Consider the following 20,086-nt stretch of genomic DNA (forward strand, 5'->3'; position numbering starts at 1 on the left):
TCCGGCTCAAATCATAGAGCTGTCCGAGTCCATGCCCTTTTACAGTTTCAATCCCTGATAGGGTTTTAGGTGTTTTCCGGCAGGTCAAATATATCCATTTCTAATATGCGAATGTTTCAATCCCTGATAGGGTTTTAGGTGTTTTCCGGCGTGCGGTCTGTAGTGGATGAAGCCCAAAGTGATTGTTTCAATCCCTGATAGGGTTTTAGGTGTTTTCCGGCAGTAGCGGCGAAAGTCAAATCTCCCCAGACACCGGTTTCAATCCCTGATAGGGTTTTAGGTGTTTTCCGGCCTGTAACTTGCCCACTGAATCGGAATTTGTTGATTGTTTCAATCCCTGATAGGGTTTTAGGTGTTTTCCGGCGTTCAGGTGTAGACACTGCGGGTTCGCCGCTGATTAGTTTCAATCCCTGATAGGGTTTTAGGTGTTTTCCGGCTGTGCGACCCGATGGTACGCCAATCACCCACCAGGTTTCAATCCCTGATAGGGTTTTAGGTGTTTTCCGGCTTGGGGGAATAATTGCAGCAAACTGGTGATTAAATCGTTTCAATCCCTGATAGGGTTTTAGGTGTTTTCCGGCCAGGGGCCGATCGCAGCAATGGCGATCGGTGGTACGTTTCAATCCCTGATAGGGTTTTAGGTGTTTTCCGGCTTGAACCCAAAACGCAGGCTAACCACTGGCGGCCCCGGTGAAGTTTCAATCCCTGATAGGGTTTTAGGTGTTTTCCGGCTCATGAAAACCCATCAAACTTTGGCGACCATCTAGTTTCAATCCCTGATAGGGTTTTAGGTGTTTTCCGGCTAAATGTAGTGTGAAGTGCCAAAATTCCCGCTTTCAAGTTTCAATCCCTGATAGGGTTTTAGGTGTTTTCCGGCTTGGTGTTGGCGCTGGGATTGGAGCCGCATTATTAGGTTTCAATCCCTGATAGGGTTTTAGGTGTTTTCCGGCTCAATTTAATCTTCAACCAGAGTTTCGGATAATGTTTCAATCCCTGATAGGGTTTTAGGTGTTTTCCGGCTAGATTTGGCAGTGAAATGCGTATTCCTACCAAGTTTCAATCCCTGATAGGGTTTTAGGTGTTTTCCGGCTTGACATTTTAGTAAAGAATCGGTGACTAATGAACTGGTTTCAATCCCTGATAGGGTTTTAGGTGTTTTCCGGCACGTAACAACAAACTGGGAAAAAGGAAGAAAATTTGTTTCAATCCCTGATAGGGTTTTAGGTGTTTTCCGGCTTCCCTCCCCCCTGGGTCTACTGTTGTTGTGACTGGTTTCAATCCCTGATAGGGTTTTAGGTGTTTTCCGGCACTGTCCCGGCTTCGGTGTTACCTAATGGGTTATGTGTTTCAATCCCTGATAGGGTTTTAGGTGTTTTCCGGCTGGTATAAATTAATTTTAGGTATTAGAGTACATTAGTTTCAATCCCTGATAGGGTTTTAGGTGTTTTCCGGCTTGCAAGTTGATCAGGAGTCAGAGAATTGAAAGGTTTCAATCCCTGATAGGGTTTTAGGTGTTTTCCGGCTTCACCAGACGCACGAAACGAAATCACAGAGGAGTTTCAATCCCTGATAGGGTTTTAGGTGTTTTCCGGCGGGGAATAGCCAACATAGCATTTACAGCAACATCAGTTTCAATCCCTGATAGGGTTTTAGGTGTTTTCCGGCTTTTTAATTCCAAGTGCTTTGCAACGTGCTTTAAGTTCGAGTTTCAATCCCTGATAGGGTTTTAGGTGTTTTCCGGCAATATTTACGTTATCAATCATCATCGTCTCATCTCGGCGAGTTTCAATCCCTGATAGGGTTTTAGGTGTTTTCCGGCTCAAAGTCGATCGCCTTTCTAGCTTCAGGATTGGGGTTTCAATCCCTGATAGGGTTTTAGGTGTTTTCCGGCTATCGGTACGGGGCCGAAATAGACGGCTGCTGGGTTTCAATCCCTGATAGGGTTTTAGGTGTTTTCCGGCTCATCTTTTGAGTCTCAAGCGGTTCATAATGCTGGCTGTTTCAATCCCTGATAGGGTTTTAGGTGTTTTCCGGCTCGACACCAAAGGCCGACTATTCCAAAAAGCCAAGTTTCAATCCCTGATAGGGTTTTAGGTGTTTTCCGGCCGCCCGTTCCAGAAGCCTTGGTGTATTTGGTTTTCAACGTTCATTTGCGTCTGTATTAGCAAAAATATCATTTCAGCCTCCGACCTGTCAATACCCTATTTAAACTTTACCCCTCAAACCCTTATCATATAAAGGTTTCAGCAATTGCGTCTGCCGTTTTCCCCAAGAATTGGCATCAAACCCTTACAGAAATTGGATTACAGCCCAAAAAATTCACCCCTCGATTTTTACACCCAGTAACAGACGCAATTTTCCCAAAAATATACCTCGCCCCCAAAACCCGCAGACAGCAACAATTATCTCCATAATTATAAGCTGTTGAGCAAAATAGATCAGAACCCTTAAACTTCAAACCATGACCAAAACCTTAATTCCCGTAATACTCGCCGGCGGTAAAGGCGAACGCTTCTGGCCCCTCAGCCGCAAGCAGCGCCCCAAGCAGTTTTTGAGTCTCGACGGTAGCGGCAATAGTTTGCTGCAAGCTACAGCAGAAAGACTATTAACATTAGGTAACGGCTGGGACGATTTGTGGGTGGTAACGTCGGAAATGTTGGCTGCGGGAGTCCGGGAACAGTTGCCGCTTTTACCCCCTGAGAATTTGCTGGCGGAACCGGAGGGCCGAGATACTGCGCCAGCCGTGGCCTGGACTGCTATAGAAACTGCCAAGCGTTACGGTGAGGATGCGGTAGTGGGTTTTTTCCCGGCGGATCACTGGATTGGGGAACCGGAGGAGTTTGTCAAGACTTTGGAGGCGGCGGCCGAGTTGGCGAAAAATCAGGATGCGATCGCCACTTTGGGAGTCAAGCCGAGTTATGCTTCCACTGGTTACGGCTACATCGAACAAGGCGAGGAAATTGGCAGTTTTGGAGGTTTTCCGGCCTATCGGGTTGCCAGGTTTACCGAAAAGCCCGATCGCGCCACCGCTGAGGAATTTGTAGCCAGCGGCAAGTTTAGTTGGAACGGCGGAATTTTTGTATTTCGAGTCGGAACAGTCTTGACAGAATTGCGAAATCATGTACCGGAAATGATGGCAGCTTTGGAAACAAAAGGCGCGCAGGCGTACTCGGAATTACCCAAAATTAGCATCGATTACGCGCTGATGGAGAAGACGCAAAAAGCCTGTGTTCTGCCCGTAGGCTTTAGCTGGGACGATTTGGGTGATTGGAATGCGATCGGCCGTTTGCTGCAAGGAGATAAGCCAAATGTCGAATTAGCAAAACACGTCGGAATTGATACCAAAGGCGGCATTTTTTATGCAGCAGATGAGAATGAAGTCATCGTCACCATTGGTTTAGAAGATGTGGTAGTTGTCAGAGATGGCAATGTGACCTTGATTGTGAAAAAGGACAGGACGCAGGAGATTAAACAGGTAATCAAGGTATTGGGAGAAGATGAGAAATTGAAAGATTTGCTGTGAGGCTGAGATGAGGCCGCACGACACGGATTCTGAAGGCGGATACACCAACTATTCATCACTGTTTATCCAGGCATTCGTTTTTGAATCTGTGTTGGGCCTTACTATTTACTTTATTTACATAATTTCTTCTAAATTCAACACAAAACCAGGCAGTACATCTTCCCCTGATAGAGTGGCAGGATTTTCGATAATTTCAACATCTTGACCGGGGCGATAAATTTCTACCAACCGATTTTGCCTGTCAATTAACCAACCCAATTTAGCAGCGTTATCTATATATTCTTGCATTTTCTCTTGAAGTTTTTTCAGGGAATCAGTCCGAGAACGTAACTCAACAACAAAATCAGGACACAAAGGAGCAAAACTGTCTTTTTGTTCTGGTGTTAAAGCATCCCAGCGTTCTTTTTTGACCCAAGAGGCATCAGGAGAGCGATCGGCACCATTGGGCAGCCTAAAGCCTCCAGAAGAGTCGAAAACAACTCCCAGTTTAGTTTCACGGTTCCAGACTCGGAGTTGAGATGTTAAATCGGCATTACGCTTGTTAGTTTCACTGCCTGTCGGTGGCATAATAATTAATTCCCCTGATGCTGTACGTTCAAATTGATAATCGCGGTTGTGCTGACAAAGCTGAAAAAATTGCTCGTCACTTAAGTTGATGGATAATTCGATCGAGTTGGTAGGAAATTGGATGGCAATCATGTCTCTTATACGGTATGAAACACACGGAGAATCGGGTTTGTAATAACTTACTCATTCAAGTTTTTGACACATCTTTTCAAGTCAATAAATTTAATTATAAAAATATCATGTCTGCTTTAACTGTATATTACTATGAGGAGCAATGCCACGGCCAAAAACCGATCGCCCCCACACGCAAAAGCTGTCACGCCCCTTTCCACCCTTTCGCCCAAGTTATTCCCCAAGACACTCGTCAGCTTGGTTAACAGCGCTATCCTAGTAGTTATATTGCCCTTAAACCCGATCGACCCGGAGGCCCCTTGTTTAGCCTAGTTCAAAACAATTCTCGCAAAGGAGAAATTCTAGAGGTCGTCTTCCGCAACGGTTGGGACTACATGAAAAGCCTCCTAACCGGCCGCAAAACCGACGCACCCAGTCTCCCAACTCCAGCAGTTCTCCGCAACATCCTCGTCGAATTAGGCCCAGTTTTTGTCAAATTGGGACAATTGTTGAGTACCCGTCCCGACCTTTTGCCGGCCGTCTACATCGAAACCCTCTCCACGCTACAAGCGGAAGTGCCGCCCGTACCCTGGTCGCAAGTAGAATTTATCGTCCGCAAGGAACTCACACAATCTCTCGAAGATACCTTCGCCAAATTTAACACTCAAGCCGTCGCCGCAGGTTCGATCGCCCAAACCCACAAAGCTACTTTAAAAGACGGCCGCGAAGTCGCCCTCAAAGTTCAGCGCCCCGGTATTGAGATTGTCATCGAACAAGACATCGCCGTACTGCGAGGTTTGGCAGAACTTGTCATGCTCACAGACTTCGGTCAACAATACGATATTGTCGCCCTCGCAGAAGAATTTGCGATCGCCCTGCGTGCAGAACTAGACTTCATTCAAGAAGCCAGCTACACAGACGAACTGCGCCGCAATTTATCTAAAAGTCGCTGGTTTGACCCCACACAAGTTGTCCTACCAGAAATTAACTGGGAGTTGACTACAAAAAAACTCTTAGTCATGGAGTGGCTGAACGGAGTCCCAATTTTGTTAGGCGATTTGCAAGGAATTCGCCAAAAAGGAGATATAAACGCCGAACGCGAAGAAATTACAACGCTGCTTTGCCGCGTTTTCTTCCAGCAGTTGTACATCGACGGATTCTTTCACGCAGACCCGCATCCCGGCAATTTATTTTATCTAACAGACGGCCGGATAGCTTTGCTAGACTGCGGCATGGTCGGCAGATTAGACCCGCGCACTCAACAGAATTTGACAGAAATGTTGCTGGCAATTGTCGATTTAGACGCTCAGCGCTGCGCTCAATTAACTTTAGAAATGGCAGAATTTGCTCAGCCGACAAGTTTAGTTAATCTAGAGAACGATTTAGCTCGAATGCTCCGCAAGTATTACAATGTGAGCTTGTCGCAAATGAACTTGTCGGAAATTTTTTATGAGGTGCTGGGAATCACCCGCAAAAATAAAATTCGGCTGCCCAGCAATCTCGGTTTGTATGCAAAAACTCTAGCTAATTTGGAAGGACTGGCGCGCTCTTTTAATCCCCGATTTAATATTGTAGAGCAGGTCAAACCGCTGATGACCGATATGTTTCGGCGTCAGTTATTCGGAGATGACCCGATACAAGCTCTGTTGAGAACAGCCCTGGATATAAAAAGCTTATCTTTGCAATCTCCGCGACAGGTGGAAGTGCTTTTAGACCGAGTTACTTCGGAAACTTTGAAGTGGAACTTGACACTAAAAGAACTCGATCCGCTACGCCGCACTCTGGGGGATTCTGCGAACCGACTTTCTTTTAGTATTGTTGTGGGTTCGCTGATTATAGGGGCGGCCATTATTTCTTCTAACGCGCAAAGTTCTCAGCTATCTTTTCTGAGCACTGGTTTGTTTGGGGCGGCGAGTTTTTTGGGTTTTTGGTTGATTATTAGTATTCTCAGGTCAGGGCGTTTGCGGAGTTGATTGAAAAGGGGAAATGGGGAAAATCAGGAAATATAGCAATCCTTTCGGGAAACGGGCAACTGGCTTTTATTGTGAACGAACAGCGAAGACGCTATTGACGCGAATGTTGAGGAAAGAAGAGTAAAGATTTCACAATTGATGCCAGGAGTGCTATAGCATCCTCAACTGTTAAGCAACATCTCTGACTTAAGATAGGCGATCGCCCGCAGCACCTAAGTCTAAGCTAGAAATTGTTCCATAAACCTAAATGAGGAAAAAAAGATGAGTAGCGGTCACGCCAGCCATAAAGGTTCTTCCACAAAACCCAATACCAACACTAATGGTCAAATTACATCCCCTAACGACCAACCCGCTGACCCGCTAAATCAAGAAACATCCGGTTATCCGTTCCATAACGAAGCAATGGAAAATCCTGTTGCTACCGCGCGGCCAGACGAAGAGGCTGAGTCTGGCGAAAAACAGCAATAGTTATATCGATTAAATTGGCATCGATATGCTATCTGCGACGTGGTTGATTAGAGGTTTGAGAAAAATTAGGTTTGTACTAATTACATCTTGCACCTGTCCCCGTAGTCCGCCAGGGATTTCAATCTCTGCCGGACTATTTTGGCAGGTTCAGTAGTACCTCAGAGCTTAAAAAAAAGGACTAAAGTCCTTACGACAAAACTATTTAACCTAAAATTCAAGTTAGGAATTATTGATAAATGAGCGAGATTAATCAACTATTTCAAAAGGACAAATTGCCGGAATTGGGGTTAGTCTGCATTACAACATCCGATGCAGTTCGCTTTCGCACTGTCACGCGGAAGCGACTTTTACAGCTTTCGGAAACTGAACAAGAAACAGTATTGCGCGAGCTTTATACAGACAACTTAAAGCGGCTTGACAAAGCGATCGACTTCTGTTCAGCTAATCAGATTAAGCTCTACCGCATGACTTCCGCACTGTTCCCTTTTGCAGATACAGATTTGGGGGAAGCAGTGCTACATTCCATGACTGAGGAATTGCGGATTACCGGCGATCGCGCTTTGTCTTTGGGCATCCGTTTGGTACTCCACCCCGATCAATTTGTCGTGCTCAGTTCCGACAAGCCTGATGTGGTTGAAAACAGCATTAAAATTCTCGCGACTCATGCTTTAATTTTAGATATGTTGGGACAACCCCGATCGCCCCAGGCACTGATGAACATTCACGGCGGCAAGGGCGATCGCACTTCGCAGCTCACATCAGTCATCCGCGACTTGCCAGAATCCATTCGATCGCGCTTAACCTTTGAAAATGACGAATACGCTTACAGTTCCTCGGAAATTTTAGAAGTTTGTCTCGATACCGGCGTACCAATGGTTTTTGACGCCCACCACCACGTCATTCACGAACATTTAGAAACTTACGACGATCCCAGCGTTGCCGAAATGCTCGCAGCAGCCCGCACAACTTGGTCTGTTCCTGAATGGCAATTAGTGCACATATCGAATGGAAAAGAGTTTTTTGCCGATCCGCGCCACAGCGATTTAATTACAGAAATGCCTAATTGCTATTATCAGGCTCCTTGGATTGAAGTAGAAGCTAAATTCAAAGAATTAGCTATTGAAAAGTTGCGCGCCGAATGGTTGTCTGCGAATGTTCCACAATTTAGCAAGGTGTCGTAGGGGCGGGTTTTACAAACAAACGATCTTTGCCTAACACGAATAATCTCGAAAAACCGCCCCGCCCAACGGTAAATCCCAATCTACCTTTTGGTTAATACCAATTATAAATTATGTGTGGACGATACACTTTAACTACTTCAGGTGAAATTATCGCCGAATTCTTCAAACTGTCGGGAGTTCCCGACATCAAACCGCGATACAATATCGCCCCAACTCAATCAGTTGCCACAGTAACAGTTGAACAAAAAAAAATGCAGCGACAGTTCCAATTTATGCGCTGGGGTTTGATTCCAAGTTGGGCAAAAGACATGAAAATAGGCAGTCGCATGATTAACGCGCGATCGGAAACTGTAGCCGAAAAACCTTCTTTTCGCAGCGCCATCAAGCACAGGCGATGTTTGATAGTCGCTGACGGTTTCTACGAATGGCAGCAGCAGGGAAAGAACAAACAGCCTTACTATTTTCAAACGGCAGACGGCGAACCTTTTGCTTTTGCAGGTTTGTGGGAAAAGTGGGAATCTCCAGAAAAAGAAAACATTGTATCTTGCAGTATAATTACTACCGCTGCTAACGAAACAGTGGAGCCGCTGCACGATCGAATGCCAGTGATTCTCCCCGACAGCGATTGGGAACAGTGGCTCGATCCTTCTGTTAAAAATGCTCAGGAAGTTTTGCCCCTGTTAAAGCCCTATGCTTCGGAAGCCATGAAAGCAAAGGCCGTAAGTGCGATCGTCAACAGTCCAAGTAGAGACAGTCCCGAATGTATTAGCGATCGACAATAAATCATTGGAGCCGACAAAACCGAGATAGTTTGAGTGTATCCGCTCAATAATCCGGGGTAAAGCGCTCAACGATGCACCTCAAATGACGCAAAATCGTTCCTGAGTGGGTAGTCCGCCCCGAATTATTGAGCGGATAAATCGATCTCATGATAAAATGTGCAAGCGTGCTAGTCAAATGGACGCCAATGCGATCATTGGCGTGCGCTGCCAAACACAACGTGACACTCAGGGGGTTCTCGAACTCCTCTGCTATAGCACCGCGGTGTTAATCCAACCGCAGTGACCGACTCCAGTAGTCATCATGGTGTTTGATTTAGCGGGGATCACGGAGTTTGATGTGCTAAATTCCAGGGAACGGAAACGGGGATACTGTACCCCTTACAGAGTTGAGAACAATTAGTGATTGAACGCTAAATTGTTAACCGATGTCTTATAAATTGGAGAATTAATTATGCTTGGTAATTTTGGAGACAAACTTGGCAAACTCGGAACACAATTTGGCGATATGACATTCACCAATTTACTTAGAGTCCAGCTACATGGGGTGCTAACCGGAAATCACTTTGACCAATACTACTTTGATGCAAAAGCAGAGAATTATAGTAATTACAATGCTTATTCATTAGCACTAGCTAGTTTTTTAGCTTATTTGTTAAATAGTGAGCAGTCAGGAAAGCTCCAGCTAGACAAAAAAGCTATCGAAAAAGAAATAAAAAGAATAGACCAACAAAACTCACAACAAACCGAAGAAATCTATACCAAATTAGAGAATTGGTTGAAAAATTTTCCAGATAGCTACTTTATTACGGGCAACGAATTCGGTTTAGCTGGGAAACAGGGGCTCACTGTTCTTTGCTCAAATACTCAAGCTCTAATCCTCAAAAACGATGAAGTAATTATTGTCGCTTTTCGAGGGACTCACCAGGTAGCTGATTGCTTCACCGATCTTCAATTGATCCACTCTAGGCAATTTGCTGATGGATTCGGTGTACATAACGGATTTTATGAATCTATGATGTCCGTTTGGCCTGAGGTGTGGGAACAGATTAAACCAGAAGCAAGGGGAGAAAGAACACTCTGGATTACAGGACATAGCTTAGGAGCAGCTCTAGCAAAACTGGCTACTGCTATGTGCCTCTTTGACGAAAAATACAATGGGAAGATTCCTAATGGTTTGTATACCTACGGGCAGCCCAAAGTTTGCGATCATAAATTTGCCACAGTATTTGACGAAAAGTTTAAACACCGAACATTCCGTTTTGTTAATAACAACGATATAGTGCCTTTTCTTCCCCTTGGTCCTTCAGATTTTGAGCTTAAGCTGCCCAATGTCTTCCATTCTATCCCCAAGTTCGACTATACACTACTCAATACTCTTTTCATGATTGACTACCACCACTCTGGACATTTCAAATTATTTGATGGTAATGGCGTTCTTCAAGATGAGAGCTTTGGGATTGTTGATAAGTGGTTAGACAGGGTGACTGGACACCTCAAGAATTCATTTAAACTCGATCCAGCTTCTCTGAAGATCGTGCTTTCATTAAATCCTCTTGAGATTATGAAGAGTTTAATGTGGCGTGCAATAGAACGTCATGATGGCATATACGATCATTTTATAGCTCAATATGTCGTCAATTTGAAAAAACATCTCGACAAGTGGGAAAAAGAAAATCCATCAGCCGCTCTTAGTTCACCAAAAGGGGGTTAAACTAACGAAGTCTTGGTGATGTTAACATCACCTCCGCCGAGATGTATACTAGGGCGTAAGCGTTCTCGGGCGCAACATATACAAGGAGAAGTGACACTATGATGACATCAACGACCAGTGACATTGCGGGCTTCGTGATTGTGCGGAATTTCGGCGTCGTGGACGTCCTAACAATAAACGCTGTCGGAGCCGCCGGCAATGTCTTGGGCGGTCTCCAAGCTCTGGCGGGGGGCAAGCTCAGCGCCTACCACGAGCTTAACGATAGCACGCGCAAGGAAGCCTTTGATAAAATGTGCGATCAGGCTGGCAAAATGGGTGCCAATGGGGTCGTTGGCGTCCGCATCCAAACACAAGGTTACGTCCAGGGGGTTCTCGAAGTCCTCTGCTATGGCACCGCGGTGTTGGTTCAACCACTGTGATCGGCTCCAGTAGCCATCATGGGTCGTGCGTCAAAAGAGTGTGGGGTAGGTAGCTAGCTCATTCCAAGCCCATCCCCAAGGCGTTAAGCCGGCCCCTTGTGCTGCTGTAATTCCTAATCGGCTGTTCTGCCAAAGCCAGTTATAGCATCGAACAAGAGGCTTAGGACAACGAGCAATTCACAAAGTACGCTGCGTCTAATGCTGACTTGTCCTAACAGATTTGGCGACTGCTATCCCGATAGTGAGTGCTGGGTATCCGCTCAATAATTCGGGGCGGACTACCCACTTAGGAACGATTTTGCGTCATTTGAGGTGCATCGTTGAGCGCTTTACCCCGGATTATTGAGCGGATACGTTTGAGTTATGATGTAAAATAATGTTTGAGTTGTAGCTTGGGTTTTCTCAATCGCAGTTTAACTCAGTTGTTATTTGCTCAAACATTTTTTTTCATCTTAACATCAGTTAGAACACAAAAAATATGATCGGATACGTTACACTGGGTACCAACGATATTGAAAGTGCAGCCAAGTTTTATGATGCTTTGCTTGCTGAAATTGGCGCTCGACGATTCATGGAATTCGACGGATTTATCGCATGGAGCGTTTCTCCAGAGCTACCAGCACTTGCTATTACAAAACCATTTGATGGTAACAGAGCAACTGTTGGCAATGGAGTAATGATAGCTCTTCGAGTTGACAGTCCAGAAAAAGTCAACTTAGTTTATAACAAAGCGATCGAACTTGGGGCTAAGGATGAAGGAGCTGCGGGACCAAGAGGCGTGTTGCCGGGGTTTTATGCGGGATATTTTCGGGATCTTGATGGGAACAAGCTGAACGTGTTTTGTATGACTGAGCCAAACACTTAAGATTTTTATTTTTCGTGAGGCGAGCCGAAAAAAAGCTATTTCCGGTCGTTAGCTATTAGTTATCAATCCATAAATAAGAGTTGATAACTAATAACTAATCACGAATAACTAATAACTAAATTAACTCTCGTACATCCGCGCTTCAGCAGCTTCGGGATTTTCCTCGCAATACTCGTCAAAAGCCGTTTTGTCAAGCTTCATCGATCGCTGGTGAGAAGCCTCAGCCTGCATTTCCTCTACAATATCCCACGCTACCGCGCACTCTCTAGAAGTAGCGCCTTTCTCGGCACAGATAGTTCTGGCATCCGTGATCGCCTGTTCGATTTCTTCCTCAAATAAAACACTTTTGGGCTTCTCGACAAAATCGCTTTTTGTCAAGATATCCGTTACCGAAATAATGCCCAGCAGTTTGTCTTTAATCACCGGAGCTCGGCGGATTCGGGTATTTGCGAACAACCTCGCCACGTATTCCACGCCCAAGTCTGGATTCACCGTGATGCACGGTTTGGTCATAATCTCGAAGACGCGGACTTTCTGCGGGTCTACTCCGTAGGCTGTTACTTTGTAAACAATATCCGTTTCCGTGACAATGCCGTAGGCATCTTGTTCGTGGCGGCGTTCCACAATTAACGCACGCAAACACAAATCGTTCATCATCGCCACCGCTTCAGCTACAGTTGCTGAACCGCGAATGGTAACAACTTCTGTGGTCATAATATCTTGGGCTTTCATCATCATTTTTTATTGCTTCCTGCTTATAAAGTCTAGTGCGTCCCGATTGGCGGCTGTCCATTTGATTCGTCATCCTTAGGACTTACCCTCAGAAACCTGGTTTATACCAAAATATTGGGTTTAGTAACGATAAATCCGGTCAGCAACCGGGTTTCGGAGAAATCGTGCGATCGCAAACTAATCATAAAACCTTTAACGCCACTCGGGATGACAAGTTGCCTGAAATAGCCGATTCCCCGGAACCTCTGGAGTCCGCCAGTTCCGGCTTAGACGGGGCCAGTGTGTGATCGCCCAAGCAAGAGTGAAGTATTCGGGCGATCGATCTTTGAGCTTGTTGGACTCAGATTTTCCAGCCCCAGTCTCAAAGAAGCAAAAGTTAACACAAACTAAGCAACTGCTTGCGCTCGCACAGATCCCCGCCTCTGATAAACTTGATGGCTGGGAGTGCAAAAGAGCACAAGGCACGCATCAGCAGTTGGGAGGATCTAGTTCGTGGACAATGTAATCGGTTTAGAGATTATCGAAGTAGTTGAGCAGGCAGCCATCGCCTCCGCTCGCTTGATGGGCAAAGGCGAGAAAGATGAAGCCGACAGAGTGGCTGTAGAAGCCATGCGGGAGCGGATGAACAAAATTCATATGCGCGGCCGCATCGTGATCGGCGAAGGCGAACGCGATGACGCACCCATGCTTTACATCGGGGAACAAGTAGGTATTTGTACCCGCGAAGATGCCAAAGATTTCTGCAACCTAGATGAATTGATCGAAATTGACATCGCTGTTGACCCCTGCGAAGGTACTAACCTGGTAGCTTACGGTCAAAACGGTTCGATGGCAGTTTTGGCAATCTCTGAAAAAGGTGGTTTGTTTGCTGCACCGGATTTCTACATGAACAAATTGGCTGCTCCTGCGGCTGCTAAGAATCATGTAGATATTCGCAAAACGCCCACTCAAAATCTCAAAATTATCTCTGATTGTCTCGGCCGCAGTATTGAAGATTTGGTGGTGGTGGTCATGGATCGCCCCCGGCACAAAGATTTAATAAATGAAATTCGGCAAGCGGGTGCAAGAGTTCGGCTGATCAGCGACGGCGACGTTTCGGCAGCGATTTCTTGCGCGTTTTCTGGTTCCAACATCCACGCACTTATGGGTATTGGCGCTGCACCCGAAGGCGTGATTTCCGCAGCAGCAATGCGCTGCTTAGGCGGTCACTTCCAAGGGCAGTTAATTTACGATCCGGCTGTTGTCAAAACTGGTTTGATCGGTGAAAGCAAAGAGAGCAATATCGCCCGCCTGAACGAGATGGGCATCACAGACCCAGACAAGATTTACAATGCTGAAGAGTTGGCATCTGGAGAAACAGTTCTGTTTGCAGCTTGCGGGATTACTCCCGGAACGCTGATGGATGGAGTTCGCTTCTTTGGCGGCGGCGCTCGCACTGAAAGCTTGGTAATTTCTTCTCAGTCGAAAACTGCTCGGTTTGTGGATACAATCCATATGTTTGACCAGCCGAAATCTTTGCAATTGAATTAGTGATTAGTTAGGGGTTAACAGTTAAATGTTAACAATTAACAGTTAACGGTTAACAGTCACCGGTGATTAGCAATTAGCGATAAACTAATAACTAATAACAGGTGACTGTTAACAACTAAGAAAGAAATAGTGACAAATCACAGATATGAATATTGCAGTCGTAGGTCTCAGCCACAAAACAGCGCCGGTTGAAGTTCGCGAAAAACTGAGCATTCCAGAACAAAAAGTTGAAGCGGCGATCGCCCAATTGCGAGGCTACCCCCACATTCAAGAAGTTGCCATCCTCAGCACATGCAACCGCTTAGAGATTTATATTGTTACCAGCGAGTCGGAGCCTGGTGTGCGAGAGGTTATCCAGTTCCTTTCGGAATGCAGTAAAGTTCCTTTGCAGTCTTTGCGCCCTCACCTGTTTATTTTGCTGCACGAAGATGCGGTGATGCACTTGATGCGAGTGGCTTCTGGCCTCGACAGTTTGGTGCTCGGAGAAGGACAAATTTTGGCTCAGGTGAAACAAACTCACAAACTCGCCCAGCAGTACAAAGGTGTCGGCAGAATTTTAGAGCGCTTATTCAAGCAAGCTCTCACAGCAGGGAAGCGAGTTCGCACAGAAACTAGCATCGGTACCGGCGCGGTTTCTATCAGTTCGGCGGCGGCAGAATTGGCTCAAATGAAGGGTCAGCATTTAGCAAGCAGCAAGATTGCGATTATCGGTGCTGGCAAAATGTCGCGGCTTTTGGTGCAGCATTTGCTCTCAAAAGGAGCTAGCCATATTTCCATAGTCAACCGCTCTGTGCGGGGCGCCCTGGAGTTGGCCGGTCAGTTTAAAGATGCTGAATTGCATCTGTATCAGCTCTCGGAAATGATGCAGGTAATTGCCAGTTCTGACTTGGTTTTTACCAGTACCGCAGCTACCGATCCGCTGTTAAATAAAGCTAAATTGGAAGCGGTTTTAGACCCGAATCGCCCTTTAATGTTGGTGGATATTTCTGTGCCACGCAACATTGACTCAGATGCGAACGAACTCGCTAATGTGCGATCGTTTAATGTGGACGACTTGAAAGCAGTAGTAGCTCAAAATCACGAAAGCCGCCGCAAAATGGCAATGGAAGCTCAAGGCTTGCTGGAACAGGAAGTAGAGGCTTTTGATCTCTGGTGGCGCAGTCTGGAAACTGTTCCTACTATTAGCTGTTTGCGGGATAAGATAGAATTGATTCGGGAACAAGAATTAGAAAAAGCTTTATCGCGTCTTGGTTCGGAATTTTCGGAGAAACATCAAGATGTGATTGAATCTTTAACAAGGGGGATTGTGAATAAGATTTTGCACGATCCGATGGTACAGTTGCGCGCTCAGCAGGATATTGAGGCGCGGCGACAAGCGATGCAAACTTTGCAAACACTGTTTAATTTGGATGTGGATGTCAATCAGCAGTACAGCTAGTTGGTTATTAGTCATTGGTCATTAGTCATTAGTCAGTTGCCAGTTGACAGGAAAGCAGGAGTCATATTATGTCCGGTCAATTACCCTTAATAAAAAGGCCTCCAACCCTTGCGGCAAAAGCATCGTTCGGGATGGGCAATTGCTCGGACTTGATATCAGTTATCATTCAACCAATAACTACTGACTAATAACTAATGACTAATAACTAATGACTAATAGGCGAATTTATCAAATAATCCTACTGATTGCGGTGCTATGGCTGGTTTTGGAGTTGGCCTCCCGCATTGCGGCAGAAATTCTGTGGTTTCAGGAAGTTGGATATCTTCAGGTTTTTCTGTTAAAGCTGAAAACTCAAGGGTTGCTGGGGGCGATCGCAATTGCTGTTTCTTCTGTCTTTTTGCTCGGAAATTTGGCTTTAGCCCGCCGCCTGCAACATCCCGCAGAGGAAATGAAATCGCCGGTTGCGGGGGCGCTATTCGCTTCACTGAGGGCGAACAAAACCGGGAAGAATTACGAATTACCTGTTGCTAAATCCCAAATTACCTTTTCCTGGCTGCTGTTGGCGGTATTCGGATTGAGTTCGATCGCAACTTTGACAGTAATTCACTGCGGGCTGTTAGCTGCAAACAGCCTCACCTATTTCGGTATAGCTGGCAATTTGCCTGCACCGCCCGTGCAGTTGGGAATTGAGTCAATCCAGCAAATAGCAGTGCAGCTATTTTCTCACTGGTGGCAGTTGGGCTTGCTGCTGGGCGCAATCTTAGCTGTGGTAATTAAGCCTGATTTTTGGCTGCGGGCGATCGCCCTTTTTCTCAGTTTGGCGATCGGGCTGATTGCCGCCAGTCGCTGGACAAAAGTTTTGCAATATTTCCACCCTACTAATTTTAACACAACTGAGCCTCTTTTTAATCAAAATATTAGCTTTTATGTCTTTATTTTGCCAATCTTAGATTTGCTAGGATTCGGGCTGACAGTTGTATTTTTGTACGGTTTAGTATCTTGTGCTTTAACATATTTGCTGTCAGGAAATAGCCTGAGTCAAGGGAGGTTTTTGGGGTTTTCTCGATCGCAGCAGCGGCACTTGTACGGGTTGGGTGCAGCTTTAATGCTAGCCACCGCATTCAGCTACTGGCTAGGGCGCTACGAATTGCTGTATTCGCGGGGAGACGTTACTTACGGGGCAAATTATGCTGACGTGACGGTGCGGTTGCCCTGCTATGGATTTTTGAGTATTTTGGCGGGGGCGATCGCACTTTTGATGCTGTGCCAGGTTTACCAATTCAAAATTAAGAATGAACTCATAAAAAAAATTCTTTTAGCATGGGTAACTTTAACTTTGGTGGGAGGTTGGCTGCTGCCACAAATTGTGCAGCAACTCATAGTTCAACCCAACGAACTAGCACGAGAACAGCCGTACATTCAGCGCAGTATTGCCTTTACTAAAGAAGCCTTTGACCTCAACCAAATCGAAATAAAAACCTTCGATCCCGCCGGAAAACTTACTTATGCAGACTTAGAAAAAAATCAACTTACTATTAGCAACATCCGCCTGTGGGACAAGCGACCGCTGCTGCAAACAAACCGACAGTTACAGCAAATCAGACCCTATTATACATTTCCTGATGCCGATATCGATCGCTACACAATCAAAAATGAAAAAGCGCAAAAGGGAGATTCGGACAGCCAACAAGTGTTTCTGGCAGCGCGGGAATTAGATTACACAGCAGTTGCCCCCGATGCTCAAACTTGGGTGAACGAACACCTAGTTTACACTCACGGTTACGGCTTTACTATTTCTCCCGTAAACACAGTGGGTGTCGGCGGTTTACCCGATTATTTTGTCAAAGATATTGGAGTTGCAGCCCAGAAAGGAGAGACTGCTTTGGAAGTCACTAGCGATCAAATTCGGGCTAGTATTCCGATCGGCTACCCGCGAATTTACTACGGCGAAATCACCGATACCGACGCCATGACACCCACAAAAGTCAAAGAATTCGATTATCCCAGCGGCGAAGAAAATGTTTACAATACTTACAGCGGTAGGGGCGGAATTGCGATCGGTTCTATGTGGCGGCGCTGGCTGTTTGCTAATTATCTCAAAAATTGGCAAATGGCGTTGACGCGCAATTTCACGCCAGAAACTAAATTGCTGTACCGCCGAAATATTAATAAAAGAGTCCGGGCGATCGCTCCTTTTTTGCGCTACGATTCTGACCCATATTTAGTAGTAGCAAACGCCAATCTTAGCAAAGATGATATAGAAAAAGAAAAAGATGAAACTGGCAACGAGATTCAACCTTCACCCTCAGCAACTGATAAATCTCCCAACTATCTTTACTGGATTATTGATGCCTATACAGCAAGTCCTCGCTATCCGTATTCTGACCCTGGAAATCATGACTTTAACTACATCCGCAACTCGGTTAAAGTAGTGATTGATGCCTACAACGGGTCTGTTGACTTCTACGTTGCCAATCCCTCCGATCCGATTATTAATAGTTGGATTGCTATCTTTCCCGGACTCTTCAAACCCCTTGACAAAATGCCTCCGGCTCTCCGCACACATATCAGATATCCAGTAGATTTGTTGAGCATTCAATCCGAACGCTTGCTAGCTTATCATATGGAAGACCCGCAAGTATTTTACAATCGGGAGGATTTGTGGCGAGTTCCCCGTGAAATTTATGGCAGCGAACAGCAGCCCGTAGACCCGTATTATTTGATTACGAAACTGCCAACGGAAACAGCAGAAGAATTTATTTTGCTGCTGCCATTTACACCAGTAAGTCGCAACAATTTAATTGCTTGGATTGCAGGGCGATCGGATGGTGGCAATTACGGAAAATTGCTGTTGTATCTGTTTCCCAAACAGCGATTAGTTTACGGCCCGGAACAAATAGAAGCTTTAATTAACCAAGATCCAGTTATTTCCGAACAAATATCTCTCTGGAATCGCCAGGGTTCAAAAGCCATTCAAGGAAATTTATTAGTAATTCCCATTGAACAATCTTTACTGTATGTTGAACCTCTTTACTTAGAAGCCGAACGCAATAGTTTGCCAACTTTAATCAGAGTTATTGCGGTCTACGAAAACCGCATAGTCATGGCAGAAACTCTAGACTTGGCACTCAAGGCACTTTTTCAGGCAACATCTACCAATAAACCCCCAATTATTCGACCTGTAGAGGGAACAGCACCAGCTTTAAATAGTGAATGATATCAATTCCGGTGTGCGATTCGTTTAACCTAAATGGGTAGGTTCTCCTATCCAGGGACGGTTAGCCTAACTCCTAGAAGTTAGTGATAACTGATTACACTTCTGGGTGAGGCATTAAGTCAAGTCCCAGTCCGCAGGTGCAGCGGTAAAAGCATATCCCCTATTTTGTTGGGTAGCAACCAACAGGATAAAGCGGGGATAAAAGGCAGAAAGACTCTTAGCCGAAAGGGGTAGCTGTCGAGCAAGAACTTATGCGTAGCGAAAGCAAAAATGTGTCTGAACCACCGTTATGATAGATGGTCAAACGGCTGATAGACCAAGCCAAAAGGCAAGGATAGGGCATAAGCAATTATCGGATTGACTTATATGCACTGCCCAAAAAACCCGGTGGAAAACATTACGCTGTCATGTTCAACCAATGTGTAATCGGAACGAAGTAAAGCATTCATAGCCCTTAATAACATAAGTAGGTTGCTAGCCGTAAGCTGTGAATGTGAGGGATGGTTGCAGAAGCCAATGCGGGCGCTGTAATAGCAGAGATATGCTGACAGCGCCGGGTGGTGTAAAAGATAGAGACTAAGTAACCCTTTAAAAGCCTAATGCCACGGAAAAATCTGATGGTGGGATGTAGGGGTAAAAGGAAAACTCTCAAGCGGTAGAAATCATCTCTTGATGCGATCGTACTGTATCCATAACCAGGATTACATCACCCAGGAGCCGTGTGCGGTGAAAGTCGCAAGCACGGTTTTGTAGGAGAGATGGTGGGGGACACCCTACCATCGACTCTCTAACTGCACCGTAGGTGCAACCGGAAACGATATAAATTACTGCGATTTCTGTTTGCTAGCAGCCTTAATATCCTGCCACCAAACATCGACATAGGGCCACATCAATCTCTTGTCTCCTCCAGAATCTAGTTTCACTGTCACCTCATAACGGTAAATATGCGTGAGTTCGCCCGTTTTACCATTCAAATACAATTGTTTGGGATTGTCGGTGATAATTTCTACCCTTTGATTCAACAGCGGCAGCATCTGGGTAGAAGAACCCTGAAACGGATTTTTGCCTTTGATCACATAACCACCAATCAAAGATAAGTACATTAAAGCTAGAAAAAATACTGTACATAAACCCACAATTACCAGTGTTTTTTGTTGTGAAAAACTGGTATAAACGCTCACATATCCTACGATCATAGTTCCCAAAAACAACAAATTTGGCAGGTACAGCCCATCTTCCAAAAACACGCTACCAAAAAACATCAGGACTACCTGAAAACCAAATAATGCAGCCACCCAACTCCACCCAGTTAGCAACGATGCAGATAGTAGCCAATTCATTGCTATAGTAAGGGCGATCGCCATTGCTATAGCCCCAATTGGTGCTGCATAATCGTACTGTCTGAAGGGAAGAAGAACAAAAAAGACTAAAGCATAAGCAAAACCCGCAAAAGCCAGTGCTAATCCACTAAGTATTTCGTTCGAGTTCAGCATGGCTATGAATTTTTGGAGCGCTAAAGTCAAGCGTTCATATTCTGTTCGGGTTCTAGCGGTTAAAAATTCCAAGAGG

At 45.4% G+C, this 20,086-nt stretch carries 16 protein-coding genes and 1 CRISPR repeat array (1 of these 17 cut by a window edge); of the genes, 13 read left to right on the forward strand and 3 right to left on the reverse strand.

Annotation, left to right across the window (positions count from 1 at the left end; all coding sequences use genetic code 11):
* Positions 1-2,106: direct repeats of the CRISPR family, unit length 37 nt; unit sequence GTTTCAATCCCTGATAGGGTTTTAGGTGTTTTCCGGC; it begins 1,203 nt to the left of the window's first position.
* A gap of 355 nt (positions 2,107-2,461) precedes the next feature.
* A complete protein-coding gene (locus QUA70_RS19910; RefSeq protein WP_333329857.1) occupies positions 2,462-3,523 on the forward strand; it encodes a mannose-1-phosphate guanylyltransferase in 1,062 nt (353 codons plus the stop codon).
* 114 nt (positions 3,524-3,637) lie between these two features.
* Here QUA70_RS19910 and QUA70_RS19915 read toward each other — a convergent pair whose 3' ends face one another.
* Positions 3,638-4,222 carry a Uma2 family endonuclease gene (locus QUA70_RS19915; RefSeq protein WP_333329854.1) on the reverse strand — a complete coding sequence of 195 codons (585 nt, stop codon included), beginning with the start codon at positions 4,220-4,222 and terminating at the stop codon, positions 3,638-3,640.
* A 107-nt stretch (positions 4,223-4,329) separates the two neighbouring features.
* On the opposite strand from QUA70_RS19915, the gene QUA70_RS19920 reads away from it, so the two are divergent.
* The 9 genes from QUA70_RS19920 (at position 4,330) to QUA70_RS19955 (ending at position 11,600) form a co-directional block, all read left to right on the forward strand.
* Positions 4,330-4,467, forward strand: coding sequence for a hypothetical protein (locus QUA70_RS19920; protein ID WP_333329851.1), 138 nt, complete (start codon positions 4,330-4,332; stop codon positions 4,465-4,467).
* A gap of 54 nt (positions 4,468-4,521) precedes the next feature.
* Positions 4,522-6,174, forward strand: coding sequence for an AarF/ABC1/UbiB kinase family protein (locus QUA70_RS19925; RefSeq protein ID WP_333329848.1), 1,653 nt, complete (start codon positions 4,522-4,524; stop codon positions 6,172-6,174).
* Between the two features lie 261 nt (positions 6,175-6,435).
* Entirely contained in the window at positions 6,436-6,642 is a 207-nt protein-coding gene (locus tag QUA70_RS19930; protein ID WP_333329845.1) for a hypothetical protein, read from the forward strand.
* Positions 6,643-6,878: 236 nt separating this feature from the next.
* Positions 6,879-7,823 (forward strand): UV DNA damage repair endonuclease UvsE, encoded by a 945-nt coding sequence (uvsE, locus tag QUA70_RS19935; protein ID WP_333349393.1) that lies wholly within the window; start codon positions 6,879-6,881, stop codon positions 7,821-7,823.
* A gap of 110 nt (positions 7,824-7,933) precedes the next feature.
* A complete protein-coding gene (locus QUA70_RS19940) occupies positions 7,934-8,605 on the forward strand; it encodes an SOS response-associated peptidase (protein WP_333349395.1) in 672 nt (223 codons plus the stop codon).
* 103 nt (positions 8,606-8,708) lie between these two features.
* Positions 8,709-8,888: a heavy metal-binding domain-containing protein gene (locus tag QUA70_RS28640; RefSeq protein ID WP_445251659.1), complete on the forward strand. Its 180-nt coding sequence runs from the start codon at positions 8,709-8,711 to the stop codon at positions 8,886-8,888.
* A 168-nt stretch (positions 8,889-9,056) separates the two neighbouring features.
* Complete coding sequence (locus QUA70_RS19945; RefSeq protein WP_333349396.1) at positions 9,057-10,316, forward strand: lipase family protein; 1,260 nt, start codon at positions 9,057-9,059, stop codon at positions 10,314-10,316.
* Between the two features lie 98 nt (positions 10,317-10,414).
* Positions 10,415-10,735: a heavy metal-binding domain-containing protein gene (locus tag QUA70_RS19950; protein WP_333349398.1), complete on the forward strand. Its 321-nt coding sequence runs from the start codon at positions 10,415-10,417 to the stop codon at positions 10,733-10,735.
* A gap of 478 nt (positions 10,736-11,213) precedes the next feature.
* Positions 11,214-11,600, forward strand: coding sequence for a VOC family protein (locus tag QUA70_RS19955; protein ID WP_333349400.1), 387 nt, complete (start codon positions 11,214-11,216; stop codon positions 11,598-11,600).
* A 120-nt stretch (positions 11,601-11,720) separates the two neighbouring features.
* On the opposite strand, the gene QUA70_RS19960 is transcribed toward QUA70_RS19955, so the two are convergent.
* Positions 11,721-12,338: a CP12 domain-containing protein gene (locus QUA70_RS19960; protein WP_333349402.1), complete on the reverse strand. Its 618-nt coding sequence runs from the start codon at positions 12,336-12,338 to the stop codon at positions 11,721-11,723.
* A gap of 486 nt (positions 12,339-12,824) precedes the next feature.
* Between QUA70_RS19960 and glpX the strand changes: the two genes are divergently transcribed.
* From glpX to QUA70_RS19975, 3 genes are all read left to right on the forward strand, one after another.
* Positions 12,825-13,862 carry a class II fructose-bisphosphatase gene (gene glpX / locus QUA70_RS19965; protein ID WP_333219227.1) on the forward strand — a complete coding sequence of 346 codons (1,038 nt, stop codon included), beginning with the start codon at positions 12,825-12,827 and terminating at the stop codon, positions 13,860-13,862.
* A gap of 145 nt (positions 13,863-14,007) precedes the next feature.
* Positions 14,008-15,300, forward strand: a complete 1,293-nt coding sequence (locus tag QUA70_RS19970; protein ID WP_333349403.1) for a glutamyl-tRNA reductase — start codon at positions 14,008-14,010, stop codon at positions 15,298-15,300.
* A 208-nt stretch (positions 15,301-15,508) separates the two neighbouring features.
* Positions 15,509-18,517: a UPF0182 family protein gene (locus QUA70_RS19975; RefSeq protein ID WP_333349405.1), complete on the forward strand. Its 3,009-nt coding sequence runs from the start codon at positions 15,509-15,511 to the stop codon at positions 18,515-18,517.
* A gap of 824 nt (positions 18,518-19,341) precedes the next feature.
* Here the strand turns inward: QUA70_RS19975 and QUA70_RS19980 are convergent.
* The gene (locus QUA70_RS19980; RefSeq protein WP_333329825.1) at positions 19,342-20,010 is read right to left on the reverse strand and encodes a hypothetical protein; all 669 of its coding nucleotides are present in this window, start codon (positions 20,008-20,010) and stop codon (positions 19,342-19,344) included.
* Positions 20,011-20,086 lie beyond the last annotated feature (76 nt).

It is taken from the genome of Microcoleus sp. LAD1_D5, from assembly GCF_036702115.1.
GTDB lineage: Bacteria > Cyanobacteriota > Cyanobacteriia > Cyanobacteriales > Microcoleaceae > Microcoleus.